This is a genomic window from Cellulosimicrobium composti (genome assembly GCF_009711085.1).
Classification (GTDB): domain Bacteria; phylum Actinomycetota; class Actinomycetes; order Actinomycetales; family Cellulomonadaceae; genus Cellulosimicrobium; species Cellulosimicrobium composti.
Genome location: NZ_WMKA01000046.1, coordinates 16394 through 30966, shown reverse-complemented (window position 1 = coordinate 30966; position 14573 = coordinate 16394). Strand labels below are relative to the sequence as shown.

The 14573-nt window shown below is 76.1% G+C and carries 17 protein-coding genes; 9 read left to right on the top strand and 8 right to left on the bottom strand.

What is annotated here, in order from left to right; genetic code table 11:
* The first annotated feature begins 304 nt into the window (after window positions 1-304).
* From GJV82_RS15790 to GJV82_RS15780, 3 genes are all read left to right on the top strand, one after another.
* Window positions 305-1309 carry a TIGR03557 family F420-dependent LLM class oxidoreductase gene (locus GJV82_RS15790; protein WP_155099891.1) on the top strand — a complete coding sequence of 335 codons (1005 nt, stop codon included), beginning with the start codon at window positions 305-307 and terminating at the stop codon, window positions 1307-1309.
* Entirely contained in the window at window positions 1306-2202 is an 897-nt protein-coding gene (cofE, locus tag GJV82_RS15785) for a coenzyme F420-0:L-glutamate ligase (RefSeq protein ID WP_155099890.1), read from the top strand. The genes GJV82_RS15790 and cofE overlap by 4 nt, the downstream gene beginning before the upstream one ends.
* Before the next feature lie 72 nt (window positions 2203-2274).
* A complete protein-coding gene (locus GJV82_RS15780; protein ID WP_155099889.1) occupies window positions 2275-2679 on the top strand; it encodes a hypothetical protein in 405 nt (134 codons plus the stop codon).
* 73 nt (window positions 2680-2752) lie between these two features.
* Here the strand turns inward: GJV82_RS15780 and GJV82_RS15775 are convergent, their stop codons facing one another.
* From GJV82_RS15775 to GJV82_RS15760, 4 genes are all read right to left on the bottom strand, one after another.
* Window positions 2753-3118 (bottom strand): VOC family protein, encoded by a 366-nt coding sequence (locus tag GJV82_RS15775; protein WP_155099888.1) that lies wholly within the window; start codon window positions 3116-3118, stop codon window positions 2753-2755.
* A gap of 95 nt (window positions 3119-3213) precedes the next feature.
* Entirely contained in the window at window positions 3214-4464 is a 1251-nt protein-coding gene (locus tag GJV82_RS15770) for an AI-2E family transporter (RefSeq protein WP_318657722.1), read from the bottom strand.
* 42 nt (window positions 4465-4506) lie between these two features.
* Window positions 4507-5103 carry an HhH-GPD-type base excision DNA repair protein gene (locus tag GJV82_RS15765; protein ID WP_155099887.1) on the bottom strand — a complete coding sequence of 199 codons (597 nt, stop codon included), beginning with the start codon at window positions 5101-5103 and terminating at the stop codon, window positions 4507-4509.
* A 16-nt stretch (window positions 5104-5119) separates the two neighbouring features.
* Window positions 5120-5533, bottom strand: a complete 414-nt coding sequence (locus tag GJV82_RS15760) for a PNPOx family protein (RefSeq protein WP_155099886.1) — start codon at window positions 5531-5533, stop codon at window positions 5120-5122.
* Between the two features lie 50 nt (window positions 5534-5583).
* Here GJV82_RS15760 and GJV82_RS15755 point away from each other — a divergent pair, with 50 nt between their 5' ends.
* Window positions 5584-6087: a metallophosphoesterase family protein gene (locus GJV82_RS15755; RefSeq protein ID WP_318657721.1), complete on the top strand. Its 504-nt coding sequence runs from the start codon at window positions 5584-5586 to the stop codon at window positions 6085-6087.
* Between the two features lie 6 nt (window positions 6088-6093).
* Here GJV82_RS15755 and GJV82_RS15750 read toward each other — a convergent pair whose 3' ends face one another.
* Window positions 6094-7041, bottom strand: a complete 948-nt coding sequence (locus tag GJV82_RS15750) for an AraC family transcriptional regulator (RefSeq protein WP_155099885.1) — start codon at window positions 7039-7041, stop codon at window positions 6094-6096.
* A gap of 138 nt (window positions 7042-7179) precedes the next feature.
* Here GJV82_RS15750 and GJV82_RS19555 point away from each other — a divergent pair, with 138 nt between their 5' ends.
* The 4 genes from GJV82_RS19555 (at window position 7180) to GJV82_RS15735 (ending at window position 10396) form a co-directional block, all read left to right on the top strand.
* Entirely contained in the window at window positions 7180-8070 is an 891-nt protein-coding gene (locus tag GJV82_RS19555; RefSeq protein WP_196217281.1) for an NAD(P)H-binding protein, read from the top strand.
* A complete protein-coding gene (locus GJV82_RS19550) occupies window positions 8067-8537 on the top strand; it encodes an anthrone oxygenase family protein (RefSeq protein ID WP_196217280.1) in 471 nt (156 codons plus the stop codon). The genes GJV82_RS19555 and GJV82_RS19550 overlap by 4 nt, the downstream gene beginning before the upstream one ends.
* Window positions 8538-8599: 62 nt before the next feature.
* The gene (locus GJV82_RS15740) at window positions 8600-9043 is read left to right on the top strand and encodes a CoA-binding protein (RefSeq protein WP_155099883.1); all 444 of its coding nucleotides are present in this window, start codon (window positions 8600-8602) and stop codon (window positions 9041-9043) included.
* 54 nt (window positions 9044-9097) lie between these two features.
* The gene (locus tag GJV82_RS15735) at window positions 9098-10396 is read left to right on the top strand and encodes a hypothetical protein (RefSeq protein WP_155099882.1); all 1299 of its coding nucleotides are present in this window, start codon (window positions 9098-9100) and stop codon (window positions 10394-10396) included.
* Here GJV82_RS15735 and GJV82_RS15730 read toward each other — a convergent pair.
* Genes GJV82_RS15730 through GJV82_RS15720 form a run of 3 tightly spaced genes read right to left on the bottom strand, consistent with a single transcriptional unit; the run spans window position 10388 to window position 13394 of the window.
* Window positions 10388-11206: a putative F420-0 ABC transporter ATP-binding protein gene (locus GJV82_RS15730; RefSeq protein WP_318657723.1), complete on the bottom strand. Its 819-nt coding sequence runs from the start codon at window positions 11204-11206 to the stop codon at window positions 10388-10390. The genes GJV82_RS15735 and GJV82_RS15730 overlap by 9 nt on opposite strands.
* 56 nt (window positions 11207-11262) lie before the next feature.
* Complete coding sequence (locus tag GJV82_RS15725) at window positions 11263-12348, bottom strand: putative F420-0 ABC transporter permease subunit (RefSeq protein ID WP_318657720.1); 1086 nt, start codon at window positions 12346-12348, stop codon at window positions 11263-11265.
* A complete protein-coding gene (locus GJV82_RS15720; RefSeq protein WP_318657719.1) occupies window positions 12345-13394 on the bottom strand; it encodes a putative F420-0 ABC transporter substrate-binding protein in 1050 nt (349 codons plus the stop codon). The genes GJV82_RS15725 and GJV82_RS15720 overlap by 4 nt, the downstream gene beginning before the upstream one ends.
* Before the next feature lie 296 nt (window positions 13395-13690).
* Between GJV82_RS15720 and GJV82_RS15715 the strand changes: the two genes are divergently transcribed.
* Window positions 13691-14560 carry an SDR family oxidoreductase gene (locus GJV82_RS15715; RefSeq protein ID WP_404812991.1) on the top strand — a complete coding sequence of 290 codons (870 nt, stop codon included), beginning with the start codon at window positions 13691-13693 and terminating at the stop codon, window positions 14558-14560.
* The last annotated feature ends 13 nt before the right edge of the window (window positions 14561-14573 follow it).

Here is a 14573-nt window from a genome sequence, read left to right as displayed (position 1 = left end):
GCGGTGGGGGCGCCGGGCGCGGGCCCGCCCGGCGCGGCGGCGGCGCCGGTCGCCGGGGCGAGCGTGGCGGCGAGCGTCGCCGCGGTGAGGGTGGGCAGGAGACGGTGGGGCGTTCTGGCAGGGCTGCGACTCACGATGGGTCCTCTCGCCGGCAGGCCGGACGTCGATGTCCGTTCGGGGGCGTGCCGGCGCCCGGTGGAAGAAGTTGCGCGAAAACACCGTAGAACGGTCATGTTCCTGCTGTCTACCCCTGGGTGTCGCGGGTCATGGCCGGGCCCGCCCGGGCGGGCATAGGCTCGTCGCCATGTCCTCATCCCTCACCGTCGGCTACGCCGCGATGCTCGAGCAGTTCCACCCGACCGAGGCCGTCGAGCTCTCCGCCTTCGCGGAGGAGCACGGGTTCTCCGGGACGATGGCCGCCGACCACTTCCAGCCGTGGGTCCCCGCGCAGGGCCAGTCGTCGTTCGTGTGGAACGTGCTCACCGCCCTCGGCGAGCGCACGCGCGGCGACCTCGGGCCCGGGGTCACCGCGCCGACGTTCCGCTGGCACCCCGCGATGGTCGCCCAGGCGTCCGCGACGCTCGCCGCGATGTACCCGGGCCGGCACTGGCTCGGGCTCGGCTCCGGCGAGGCGCTCAACGAGCACGTCGTCGCGGGCTACTGGCCCGAGGCGCCCGAGCGCATCAACCGCATGTTCGAGGCGATCGACGTCATCAAGAAGCTCTTCCAGTCCGGGCTCGACAACAAGGACGTCAAGCACTCCGGGCAGTTCTACAAGATGGAGTCCACGCGCCTGTGGACCATGCCCGAGGTCCCGCCCGAGATCCTCGTCGCGACCGCGGGCCCGGTCACCGCGAAGCGCGCGGGCCGGCACGCGGACGGCCTCATCACCGTCGGCGCGCCGCTCGAGAAGATCTCGATGCTCTTCGGCAAGTTCGACGACGGCGTGCGCGAGTCGGGCCGCGACCCCGAGACGATGCCCAAGGTGCTCCAGCTCCACCTCTCGTGGGCCGCGACCGACGAGGAGGCGCTCGCGAACGCGATGACCGAGTGGCCCAACGGCGGCATGAAGTTCCCCAAGGCGGACATCCGCTCGCCCCACGACTTCGAGCAGATGGCCAAGCTCGTGCGGCCCGAGGACTTCGAGGGCCGCATGGTGATCTCGGCCGACCCGGACGAGCACCGGGCGTACATCCAGAGGTTCGTCGACCTCGGGTTCGACCGGATCTACCTCCACAACGTGGGCCGCAACCAGCGCGAGTGGATCGAGGTCTTCGGCCGCGAGGTGCTGCCGAAGCTCGCGCGATGACCGCCGGCGCGGGCCCCGACGGCGCCGCGCGCCTCAGCGTGTGGGCGCCGGCCGGGCTGGGCGAGGTCCGGCCCGGCGACGACCTCGCGGCGCTCGTCGGGGACCTGCTGGCGGGCGAGGGTCTCGCCGAGGGCGACGTCGTCGTGGTGACGAGCAAGGTCGTGTCCAAGGCCGAGGGCCGGGTGGTCGCGGCCGCCGACCGCGAGCAGGCGATCACGGACGAGACCGTGCGCGTCGTCGCGACGCGCGAGCGCCCGGGCCAGCCGCCGCTGCGCATCGTCGAGAACCGCCTCGGCCTCGTCATGGCCGCGGCCGGGGTCGACGCGTCGAACACGCCGGAGGGCACCGTCCTGCTGCTCCCGCTCGACCCGGACGCCTCGGCGCGCGCCCTGCGGGCCGCGCTGCGCGCCCGGTTCGGCCTCGACCGGCTCGGCGTCGTCGTCACCGACACCGCCGGGCGCGCGTGGCGCGACGGCCTCGTCGACGTCGCGGTCGGCGCGGCCGGGATCGTCGTCGCGGACGACCTGCGCGGCGGCGTCGACTCGCACGGCCGCCCCCTGTCCGTGACGGTCACGGCCGTCGCGGACGAGGTGGCCGCGGCGAGCGAGCTCGTGCGCGGCAAGGCCACGGGCCGCGCCGTCGCCGTGGTGCGCGGCCTCGACCGGTACGTGGTCGACGACGACGGCCCCGGCGCGCGCGTCCTGGTCCGGTCCTCGGCGGACGACCTGTTCCGGGAGGGCAGCGCCGAGGCGTACGCGCGCGGGTACGCCGCGGCGCAGCGCGAGCACGGGAGCGCCGCGGCGCGCGAGGCCGCGTACGCCGACGGCTACCGCGAGGGCTTCGGCGAGGGGTTCCGCGAGGGGTCGGGCCACGAGCCCCTCCCCGGCGACTGAGCGCCGCGGCGGGCGACGACGTCGGGCGCAATGTCGTCGCGCTCGCCGCGGGCGCCTCGCTAGCCTGCCGGGATGCTGCCCGCCGACTGGATCCCGCACCGCCGCCCCGACGACCGCGAGCACGTGGGCTGGATCCGTCCCGAGGGTGACGACTGGGTCGCGGTCTCGCTGCTCGGGCGTGAGCTCACCGGGCCCGTCGACTGGCTCGCGGCCGAGGAGGCCCTCGACGCGACGAGCCTCGCGTGGCTCGCCGACGTCTGGGTGCTCGAGCGCGACGGCGAGCCGCCCCTGCGCGTGCGGCTCGTCGAGGTCACGCCCGACGGCGTGGTCGTGCAGACGGACGACTTCGGCGCGATCGACGTCCCCGTCGAGCGCGTGGACCTGCCGTGGCCGCCTCCGCCCGCGCTGCGCCCGCGCCGCCCCGACGACCCGGACGGCCGCGTGCTGCGCGGCTGGGGCGGGGGCCGCGACGGCTGAGCGACCGTGCCGGGATCCGGGGCGTGGGTCGCCGGGCGCCCGGCGTCGGGTCGGCGACGGGCCGGGCGGTCGGTCAGCCGGCCCCGGTCGTGCCCTCGTAGAGGCCGATCTGGTTCCCGTCGACGTCCTCGAACGCCGCCCACCACGACGTCGGGCTGATCTCGGACTTCTCGGTGACCACGCGCCCGCCGAGCTTGCGCACCGTCGCGAGCGTCTCCTCGATCGAGTCGACCTCGACATAGCTCCGCGGGGTGGTGAAGTCGTCGGAGCGCGGCGCGAGGCCGCCGCCGCTGATCGTGTTCGGCGCCTGCCACATGGGGTAGCCCTCGAACCCCGGCATCTCGGCGATCTGCCAGCCGAACACCGCGCCGTAGAACTCCGTGGCCCGTGCGGGGTCGCTCACCGGGATGTCGATGTGCGTGATGTCTCCGTGCGCCATGGTCCCTCCCCGTGCCGGTGACGGGCGGACACCCGCCGTCAGCCAGCCCAGGCAGCGTCCCCGTACGGCGCACGACCCGGGCCCGGTGCGGTCCGTCAGGGCTGGTCGGGGGAGCGCGCGTCGTCGAGCGCGCGACCCTCGACCTCCACCTGAGGGTCAGGGACGCGCGCCTCGTGCGCGGGCCGAGCCGGTGTGGCGTCGTCGGCCGAGGCCGCGTCCGCTGCGGTCACGTCCGCCGCGATCGTGCTCGCCGTCGCGTCGTCCGCCTCGTCCTGTGCGCGGACCGGGCCGGGGTCGGTCGCCGTGACGTCGTCGCCCGAGAGCCAGCGCAGCCACCCCGACCCCGGGTCGGGCTCGAGCACGAGCGCCCGCACGAGCAGCGTGAGCGGGATCGCGAGGATCGCCCCGAGCGGCCCGATGACGAACGTCCAGAACACGACGGAGACGAAGCTCAGGGTGAGGCTGAGGTTCACCGCGTCCGCGACGAACTTCGGCTGCACGAGCACCTGGAGCACGACGTTGACGACGCAGTAGACCGCGACCACCGCGAGCGAGAGCTGCCAGCCCCCCACGACGAACGCCATGACCGCGGGCGGGACGAGCCCGAGCACGAACCCGATGTTCGGGACGAAGTTCGTGACGAACGCGAGGATCGCCCACACCGTGGGCGCCGGGACCGACAGGGCCCACAGCGCGATGCCGTCGATCACGGCGACGACCGCGCCGAACGACGCGTTGACGACGAAGTAGCGCCGCACGCCGCCGCTGAACCGCGTGGCGCGCTCGATCGTCGCGGCGCGCTCGACCCCGAACACGGCGGGCGCCGTCGCGTACCGTGACGCGTCGGCGGCCATGAAGATCGCGTAGGCGAGCACGAAGAAGAACGCGGTCGCGATGCTGAGCGCCATGGTCGAGACGTTCCCGGCGAGGCTGAGGACCCGTGCCGGGTCGAGCCACGCCGTGGCGGCCTCGACGACGTCGGCGTCGATGCCCACCGCGGCGAGCTGGTCGACGAGCGACTCGACGGAGCGCACCAGCGCGGGCAGGTACTCGCGCACGAGCTCGGTGAAGCGGAAGCCCGCGAACACGAGCATGGCGACGAGCGCGGCCAGGATGAGGTAGGCCACGACGACGACCGCCGTGGTCGCCGCCCACCGGGGCCAGCCGCGGCGCTCGAGCGGGACGCGTACCGGGTGGCAGATGATGACGATGACCGCGGCGAGGAACATCGGCGCGAGCACCTCGCGCGCCGTGTGGACGCCGGCGAGCACGACGACGCCGGCCGCGAGGGCCAGGAGCGTGCGGGTCGAGGGTGGCAGCGCCGTGGCGCGGGACGTCGTGGTCACGCGCCGACGATAGCGGCCGGGCCGCCCGGTCGCGGCGGCGTGTCAGCCGTTCGCGGCCTTCGCCGCGGCCTTCTGCGCCTTCTTGAACGCGCGCACCTCGGCGAGCGACTCGGGGCTCGTGACGTCGGCGATGGACCGGCGCGACCCCTCATCGCCGTAGTGCCCCGCCGCCTCGCGCCACCCGGAGGGCTGCACGCCGCGCTGCTTGCCGAGCAGGGCGAGGAAGATCTTCGCCTTCTGCTCGCCGAACCCGGGCAGCGCACGCAGGCGCGCGAGGACCTCGGCCCCGGTCGGCGCGGACCCGTCGGCTCCCGGGGCGGTCCAGATCCGGGTCGCGTCGCCGTCGTACTCGTCGACGACGACGCGCGCGAGCTCCTGCACCCGGCCCGCCATCGAGCGCCCGTAGCGGTGGATCGCTGGCGGGGTCGTGGCGAGCGTGACGAACGCGTCCGGGTCCGCGTCCGCGATCGCCCGCGGGTCGATCGAGCCGAGGCGGTCGCGGATCTTGCGGGGCCCTGCGAACGCGTGCTCCATGGGGTACTGCTGGTCGAGCAGCATGCCCACGAGGAGGGCGAACGCGTCGTCGCTGAGCAGCGCGTCCGCGTCGGGGTCGCCGGTGATCCAGAGCTGGTCGGTCATGCCCCCATCATGGCAGTCATGTGCCCGACGCCCGGCGCAGCCGTCCGGTCCGGAACTCGTCGACGCCCGCGCGGCGCAGGACCGCGCGCGTCCAGTCGGGCAGGAGCCGCAGGCCGTCGGCTCCCGTGACCCGGCGCAGGTCGTCGACGGCGTACTCGGTGCCGCGGCGCTCGAGGACGAACTCCTCGGCCGCCTCGATGTTGCGGACCCAGTCCACGTCGGGGCCGTACGTGAGGGCGAACGCGACGCGCACGGGTCCGGTGGGGTTGTCGCGGTAGGCGAACGCGAAGACCGGGGTGCGGTACTCGCGCCCGCTGCGCCGCCCGACGTGGCGGACGACGGCCATCGGCCCGACGCCCGTCGCAATGCGGAGCACGACGGGGTTGAGGAAGCGCCTGTTGCTGCGGGTCACCCAGCGCGGGATCGGCATGGGTCCATCGTCACCCGGCACGCCCCGGGACCGCGACCTATCGTGGCGGCGTGCCCACCCGACTGCTCCTGATCAGCGACACGCACGTCCCGGTGCGGGCCCGGGTGCTGCCCGACCAGGTGTGGCGCGCGGTCGACGCCGCGGACGTCGTCGTGCACGCGGGCGACTGGGTGAGCGCCGACCTGCTCGACGCGCTCGAGTCGCGCGCGGCGCGCCTCGTCGGGGTCGCGGGCAACAACGACGGCCCCGACCTGCACGCGCGCCTGCCCGAGGTCGCGCGCACCACGGTCGAGGGGATGCGGATCGCCGTCGTGCACGAGACGGGCGCGAAGCAGGGGCGCGAGCGTCGCGCCGACGCCGGCCTCCCCGACGCGGACGTGCTCGTGTTCGGGCACAGCCACATCCCGTGGGACACGACGTCGCCGGGCGGGCTGCGACTGCTCAACCCCGGCTCGCCCACGGACCGTCGCCGCCAGCCGGTCGGCACGTTCCTCACGGCCGTCGCGGACGACGGCGCGCTCCGGGACGTCGAGCTCGTCCCCGTCGAGCGCTGAGCGGGCTCAGGCCGCCCCGGCGCGGGCGCGGTGCGCCGCCGGGCTCACGCCGCGCACGCGCTTGAACGCCGCGCTCAGCGCGAACGGCGTCGCGTACCCGACGGCGCGCGCGACCGACGTGAGCGTCGCGTCCGGCTGCAGGAGCAGGTCGGCGGCGAGGTCGAGGCGCCACCCCGTGAGGTAGGCCATGGGCGGCTCGCCCACGAGGGCCGTGAACCGGCGCGAGAACGCCGCGCGCGACAGCCCGACCTCGCGCGCGAGCGCGTCCACGGTCCACGCGCGCGCCGGGTCGTGGTGGATGAGCCGCAGCGCGGCGCCCACCACCGGGTCGGCGTCCGCGCGGTACCAGCCGGGCGCGTCGTCGCGCGAGAGCCACGTGCGCAGGCACGAGATGAGGAGCAGGTCGAGCAGCCGGTCGAGCACCGCCTCCTGCCCCGGGAGGTCCTGCACGACCTCCCGCGCGAGCATCTCCACGAGCCCCGCGTCCACGTCGCCGCGGCGCAGGACGACGCGCTGGGGGAGCACGCGCAGGACCCGGCGCCCGACCTCCCCGTCCATCGGGTACGTCCCGGTGACGATCACGGTCTCGCCGTCCGGGTCGTTGCCCCACGACCGGACGCCGAGCGTGGTCATGGGGGAGGGGCCGCCGTCGACGGCGCGGCACATGTCCGGCTCCGGGCCGACGACGACCTGCGGGGCGGTCGTCGGCGCGTCGGCGACCACGTAGTGGTCCGGGCCGCGCAGCAGCACGACGTCGCCCGCGGCGACGTGCTCGCCGGGGTCGGTCGTGTCGCCGACGACCGGCCCGACCCAGCCGGACCCCCGCAGGACGGGCACGATCGTCAGCGGCGCCTCGTCCTCGATGCGCATGCCCCAGGGCGCGCGCAGGTGGCTCCGCAGGAGGAAGGCGCCGCGTGCTCGCGGCCCGTCGAGCAGCCCGGCGACGACGTCCATGCCCCGAGCGTACGGCCGGACCGCCCGCCGGTCGAGACGATCACGCATGCTCGCAAGCGTCTGGGCCATGTTGCGTCTCGCCCGCGCTCGGTTGACTGGTCTCGTCCGCACCGAACCTCGTGAGCAAGGAGACCTGCCATGACCGCCACCACCCCGACCACCGACGCCGCCCCGCACGAGGCGGGCGCCGCCACGCCGGGGACGGTGCTCGTCCTCGGCGCTACCGGCAAGACCGGCCGCCGCGTCGCCGCTCGGCTCGACACGCTCGGCGTCCCCGTGCGGCGCGCGTCGCGCGGCGGCGAGGTCCGTTTCGACTGGGAGGACGACGCCACGTGGGCACCCGCCCTGACCGGCGCCACTGCGGTGTACGTCGCGTACGCGCCCGACCTCGCCGTCCCGGGCGCGCCCGAGACCGTCGCCCGGTTCGCGGCCCGCGCGCGGGAGGCCGGCGTGCGCCGCCTCGTGCTCCTGTCGGGCCGCGGCGAGGAGGAGGCACAGCGCGCCGAGGCGCTCGTCGCCGACGACTTCCCCGGCCGCACCGTCGTGCGGAGCGCGTTCTTCGCCCAGAACTTCAGCGAGAGCTTCCTGCTCGGTCCCGTGCTCGACGGCGTGCTCGCGCTCCCGGTCGACGGTGTCGCCGAGCCGTTCGTCGACGTCGAGGACGTCGCCGACGTCGCGGTCGCGGCCCTCACCGGGGACGCGCTCGCCGGTCGCGTCCTCGAGCTCACCGGGCCCCGCGCACTGACGTTCGACGAGGCGGTCTCCGAGATCGTCGCGGTGAGCGGGCGCGACGTGCGGTTCGTGCCCGTCACCGCCGACGACTTCGTCGCCGGCCTGCGCGACCTCGGGCTGCCCGAGGACCTCGTGGCGCTCATGCGCTACCTCTTCACCGAGGTGCTCGACGGGCGCGGGACGCCGGTCGCGGACGGGGTCCGCGAGGCGCTCGGGCGCGCGCCGCGCGACTTCCGCGAGTTCGCGGCGCGCGAGGCGGCCGCGTGGGGCCCCGGCGCGACCGCCGACGGGTCGTGACCGCCTTCGCCGCGCTCGCCGTCGCGGGCGCCGTCGCCACCGGTCTCGCGGGCGGCGTGCTCTTCGCGTTCTCCACGTTCGTCCTGGGCGGGCTGCGCCGCCTGGCGCCCCGCGAGGCGGGCGCGGCGATGGCGGCCATCAACCGGGACGCGCTGCGACCGCCGCTGATGCTCCTGCTCGCGGCGAGCGTGCTCCTGCCGGTGGTGGCCGCCGTCGTCGGGCTGGTCACGGGCGCCGACGGGTCGGGGTGGGCGCTCGCGGGCGCGGTCGTCGCGGTCGCCGGGATCCTCGGCGTGACGGGCGTCGGCAACGTCCCCCTCAACGAGCGCCTCGAGGCCGCCGCCGCACGTGGCGGGGACCTCGCGGACGCGTGGACGGCGTTCTGGCCGCGCTGGCTCGCGTGGAACCACGTGCGCACGGTCGCCGGTGCGGCGTCCGCCGCGCTGCTCGCGCTCGCGCTCGTGTGACCGCCGTCCCGCCGGGCCCCCGGAGGCGGAATACCCGCGCCCGGGGCCCGGTTGCGCTGGGCATGAGCGACGTCGCAGCCGGCGAGCCGGCCACCGAGCAGGAGACAGTCCGGCGGGTCCTGCAGGACACCGAGACGTGGGCCGTCGTCGGCCTGTCGAACAACACTGAGCGCGCGGCGTACGGCGTGGCGCGCGTGCTCCAGCAGCACGGCAAGCGCGTCGTCCCCGTGCACCCGTCGGCCGAGACGGTCCACGGCGAGCAGGGCTACGCGACGCTCGCCGACGTCCCGTTCCTCGTCGACGTCGTCGACGTGTTCGTGCGCTCGGAGCTCGCGGGCGACGTCGCGGACCAGGCCGTCGCGATCGGCGCCAAGGCCGTGTGGTTCCAGCTCGACGTGATCGACGAGGACGCGGCCCGCCGCGTGCGCGACGCGGGCCTCGACATGGTCATGGACCGCTGCCCGGCGATCGAGCTGCCGCGGCTCGCGGCCCGCGGGGAGGCCTGAGCCGGTCGTCCCGCCGCCGGGTGGGCGAGACCAGTCCCTTGTAGGTTGTCGAGCATGCTCCGGGCCTCGGCGGTCGTGCTCGCGGCGGTGCTCCCGCTCTCGTGGGGGCTGTCGCCCGCGCTGCGCCTCGCCTGGACCGCCGCCGTCGTCGGCGCGCTCCTCGGTCTCCTGCTCACCGGCCGGGCCCGGCTGGGCCCGGGCTCCGGGGTGTGGCTCGCCGCCACGTACCTCGCGGGGGTCGCGACGGTCGTCAGCGCGGCGCACGCCGTCGACCGCGCGACGCACGTCCAGAACGGCGTGCTGCTCGTGGCCGTGTGGGGCCTCGCACCGCCCGTCCTCCGGTGGGCCGCCGGGTCCCGACCCGACCTGCTCCGCGCCGCGGCGACCGGCCTCGTGCTCGGCCAGACCGCGTCGTCGCTCGTCGCCGTGGCCCAGTCGGTCACCGGCGGCGCCGTGCTCGGGTCCGCCGCGGAGCTGGGCCGGGCGCCCGGGCTCGCGGGCCACTCCAACGTGCTCGGGCTCCTCGCCGCGGTCGCGATCGTGCTGTGCCTGGGCGACCTCCGGACCGCCCGGACGGTGCGACGGCGGGCCGCGCTCGCGCTGCTCGTGGCGGCGAACGCGGGCGGTCTGCTCGCGTCCGCGAGCATGACGGCGCTCGCAGCCCTGGCCCTCGGGTCGCTCGTGCTCGCCGTCGCGCTGCGGGTCCGCCTGCGCTGGGTCGTCCTCGCGGTCGCGTCGCTCGCCGCGCTCGTCACGGCGCTCGCGTCCCTCGCGCCCGGCGCGGGCTCGTTCCGGACCCCCGCGGAGCGGCTGCTCCAGGTGACCGGGCAGACGGACCAGATCTCGACCATGGCCACGCGGCTCGAGACGGTGCAGGCGGCGTGGGAGGGGATCCGCCGCGACGCGCTCGTCGGGGTCGGTCTCGACGACGCCTCGGGCGTGACGAGCATCGTCCTCGACGGCGAGACGCTCACCCACGACCTCCCGCTGCGCGCGTGGTACCAGGGCGGGCTCGCGCTCGTCCTCGCCGTGGTGCTCGTCTACCTCCACGTCGCGCGCGGCCTCGTCCTCGCGATGCGTCGGTGCGTCGCGGCGACGGAGGCCGCGGTCCTCGGCGTCATGCTCTCGTTCGCGCTGACGAGCGCCACCCTCCAGCAGCCCTACTTCTGGCTCGTCGCGACGGCCGCGAGCGCGTCGCTCAGCGCGAGCCGGGCGCGGCTCCGGGCGCGCGACGAGCCGCGGGGCGCCGCGCGTCCCGCCGTGCGGACCGCACCGGCCGTCGGCGCGCCGGCGCCGGGCGCCCTGCGCCCGCCCGTCCTCGTGGGCGCGGACCCGTCCGCGCGGTCAGTCTGACGAGTCGAACACGAGGACGGGACGGCCCGTGCGGGGGTGCGTGAGCACCTCGCACCGCACCCCGTAGACCGGGTCGAGCACGTCGGGGACGAGCACGTCGTGCACGTCGCCCGCGGCGACGACCCGGCCGTCCGCGATCACCACGACGTGGTCGCACGTCTGCGCCGCGAGGTTGAGGTCGTGCAGCGCGGCGAGCACGGTCACGCCGTCGCCCGCGAGATCGCGCAGGACGCGCATCGTGTCGAGCTGCGCGGCGATGTCGAGGTGGTTGGTCGGCTCGTCGAGCAGGAGCAGCGCGGGCTCCTGCGCGAGCGCCCGGGCGAGGTGCACGCGCTGGCGCTCGCCGCCCGAGAGCGTCGCGACCTCGCGCCCCGTGAACGCGGACATCCCGACGCGTGCGAGGGCCGCGGCCGCGACGTCCCGGTCGGCCGCGGAGTCGCCCGCGAGGAGCGAGCGGTGCGGGATGCGGCCGAGGAGCACGGCGTCGAGCACCGTGAGCGGCAGGTCGGTCGTCGCGTCCTGCTCGACGAGCGCGAGGACGCGCGCACGACGGCGCCGCGGGAGGGCGAGCAGGTCGGCGTCGGCGAAGCGGACGTGGGCGGCGTCGCGCCCGGGCGCCGCGTCCGGGGCGCGCACGCCCGCGAGCACGCGCAGGAGCGTGGACTTGCCGGAGCCGTTCGGGCCGAGCAGCCCGCTCACCGCGCCCGGGGGAGCGGTGCAGTCGACGCCGTCGAGGACGAGGCGCCCGTCGACGGACCACGAGACGCGCGCGGCGTCGAGCCCGTCCGTCGCGGGCGGCGCGCCCGGCACCGCGGCGTCGCGGCGGTCCTCGGCACCGGTCGCGACCGGTGCGGTGCGGGTCTCCGTCACGTGGTCCTCCTCCCGCGCCACAGCAGCAGCGCGAACACGGGGGCGCCGATCGCGGCGGTCACGATCCCCACCGGCAGCTCGCGCGGCGCGAAGACGGTGCGCGCGAGCGTGTCCGCCCACACGAGGAACGTCGCCCCGAACAGTGCCGAGAGCGGGAGCAGCAGGCGGTGCCGCGCGCCCGTGAGGAGCCGCACCGCGTGCGGCAGGATCAGCCCGACGAACCCGATCGACCCGGACTGGGACACGAGGGCCCCGGTGAGCAGCGCGACGCCCACGAGGAGCGTCCAGCGCACGCGCACGACGTCGATCCCGAGCGCCGAGGCCGCGGTGTCGCCGAACGTGAAGGCGTCGAGCACCGAGCCGGTCGACGCGAGCAGCGTGCCGAGCACGAGCGTCGCGCCGCCCGCGACCGCGACCGACGTCCACGTGGCCCCTGCGACCGAGCCCATGAGCCACGACAGGATCTCGCGGTACGAGTCGCCCGTCGCGGACCAGAAGATGACGAAGCTCGTCGCGGCCGCGGCGAGCTGGCTCACCGCGAGCCCGGCGAGCACGGTCCGCGTGGGCGTGAGCGCGCCGAGCGCGCCCGCGAGGCCGAGCGCGGCGACGAGCGCGAGCACCGCGCCGCCGAACGCCGCGACCGGGAGCAGGACGGTCCAGCCCGCGACGAGCACGAGCACCGCGCCGAGCGACGCGCCCGACGACAGCCCGAGCAGGTACGGGTCCGCGAGCGGGTTGCGCGTGAGCGACTGCATGACGACGCCGCACACCGCGAGCCCGGCACCCACGGCGGCGGCGGTGAGCACGCGCGGCAGGCGCAGCTGCCACACCATGCCGTCCTGGAGGGCGCCGAGCGGCTCGAGGCCGAGCAGCCCCCCGAGGCCGAGGTGGGTCGCGACCGAGCGCCACACGTCCCCGACGGCGAGGTCGGCGGGGCCGACGGTCACGGTGACGAGGACGGTCGCGACGAGCGCCGCGACGCCCGCCGGGACCCACCATCCCGCGCCGCGGCGCGCGCCGGACGCCGCGGGGCCGTCGGGGCGGACCGGCACGGGGGCGGGGCGGGCGCGCAGCGTCGTCACAGGTCGAGCGCCTCCAGCTGCGCCGCGAGGTCGACGACCGCGTCGACGGTGCGCACGCCCGCCTCGGTCGCCGGGAACGGGATCGTCAGGTAGCGACCCTCGCGCACCGCGGTCATCTCGGCCGTGGCCGGGTTGGACTCGAGGCGCTCGATCTTGGCGTCGGCGGTGTTCCACGCCGCGTCGACGAGCACGAGGACGTCCGGGTCGGCGGCGATCGCCTCCTCCCACGCGTACGACGTCCAGGTGTCGTGCACGTCGCCCGCGACGTTCTCGAGCCCGACGGCGTCGAGGATCATCTGCGGCGCACCGATGCCCGCGCCGACGTACGGGATGTCGTCGCCCGACGAGTACCACAGGGCGGTCAGCCCGCGCTCGTCCCGGACGACGCCGTCGAGCGTCGCGCGCTGCTCGGCGACGAGGGCGGCGGCCGCGTCCTGCGCGTCGAAGATCGTGCCGACCTCGGTGATCTCGGCGAACACGTGCTCGAACGTCAGCGGGTCCGGCATGTGCTCCGGCGCCTTGCACGCCGCGGGGGAGACGTAGGTCGCGACGCCGAGCCGCGCGAGCGTGTCGCGGTCGCCCGCGCCGTCCGCGGTGAGGTTGGACTCCCAGCCGGCGTAGACGAGGTCGGGCTCGGCGTCGAGCACCGCCTCCGCGCCCGGCACCTTGTCGGACATCGGCTCCGCGACGGCGGGGACGTCGGCCGCGGCGTCGGCGAGCGCCGGGGGCACGGGCCCGTCGGGGAACGCGGTCGCGACGATCCGGTCGCCGAGCCCGAGCGCGAGGAGCATCTCCGTGGTGCTCGACTTGATCGTCACGACGCGCTCGGGCGCGGCGTCGAACGTCACCTCGACGCCGCAGTCCTCGACCGTCAGCGGGTAGGTCGTGCGCGCGGGGACCGTGGCCGACGCCGGGTCGTCGCCGTCCGGGGTCGAGGTGCCGCCGGGCGCGGTGCCGGACGAGCACGCGGCGAGCGCGAGCGCGAGGGCGGCGGGGAGGGCGAGGAGGCCGTGGGGACGGCGGGGAGCGGTACGAGCAGAGGGCACGGGTGGGCATCTCCGGGGTCGGGCGCGCCGGCGGCCCGGACGGGCACGCCGCCGCGACGGTGCGTTCTCGACGCCGGCCGCCTCGGCGGCCGGGACCGACGCGTCATCTCGCGTCGCACGGACCCACGGCACAGATCCGGTGCCGCCCCGACGGGCCAGTGCGCGGCCCGTGATCCGTCGACCAGCCTAGTACGCCGGGCCGCGCAGGCGGGAGGCGCGCGCTCCCGGTGCGCAGACGTCCCAGCGAGTGGGACGCGCGGCGCCGACCGCGCCCGCGAGGTGGCACAGTGGCGCTCGTGAGCGACCAGCACCCGACCCCCGGTACCCACCCCGTCGACCCGGCGCCCCGCACCGGCACCAGCACCGGGACCGAGCCCCTGCGCGCCGTGGTGACCGGCGCGTCGTCGGGCATCGGCGAGGCGTGCGTGCGGTTCCTGCGCGCCCGGGGCTGGGACGTCGTCGCGTTCGCGCGGCGCGCGGACCGCCTCGCCGAGGTCGCGGAGCGCACGGGCGCGCACCCCGTGGTCGGAGACGTGACGTCGGACGACGACGTCGCGCGGCTCGTCGCCGAGGCCGGCGCACGCGGTCCGGTGCACGCGCTGCTCAACATCGCCGGGTTCGGCCTCGGCGTCGACCACGTGGACGAGGCGAAGATCGACGAGTGGCGCGCGATGTACGAGACGAACGTGCTCGGCACCGTCCGCGCGACGAAGGCGTTCCTGCCGCTGCTGCGCGCGTCGCGCCGGGGCGACGTCGTGCTCATGACGTCCACCGCGGGCCACGACACGTACGTCGGCGGCTCCGGCTACGTCGCGTCCAAGCACGCGCTGCTCGGCGTCGCGAGGACGCTCCGCCTCGAGCTCGTGGGCGAGCCGATCCGCGTCATCGAGATCGCGCCGGGCCTCGTGCACACGCCCGAGTTCTCGCTCAACCGGTACCACGGCGACCAGGCGGGCGCGGACGCCGTGTACGAGGGGGTCGTGGACCCGCTGACCGCGGACGACGTCGCGGACGTCGTGACGTTCGCGGTGACGCGCCCGCACCACGTCAACATCGACTCGCTGATCCTGCGCCCCGTCGCGCAGGCCTCCACGTACTCGCTGTGGCGCGCCCCGCTCGTGCCGAAGGGCGTCCCGGCGCCCGCCGAGGACGGCCAGGACCGCTGACGTCCCGCGATCC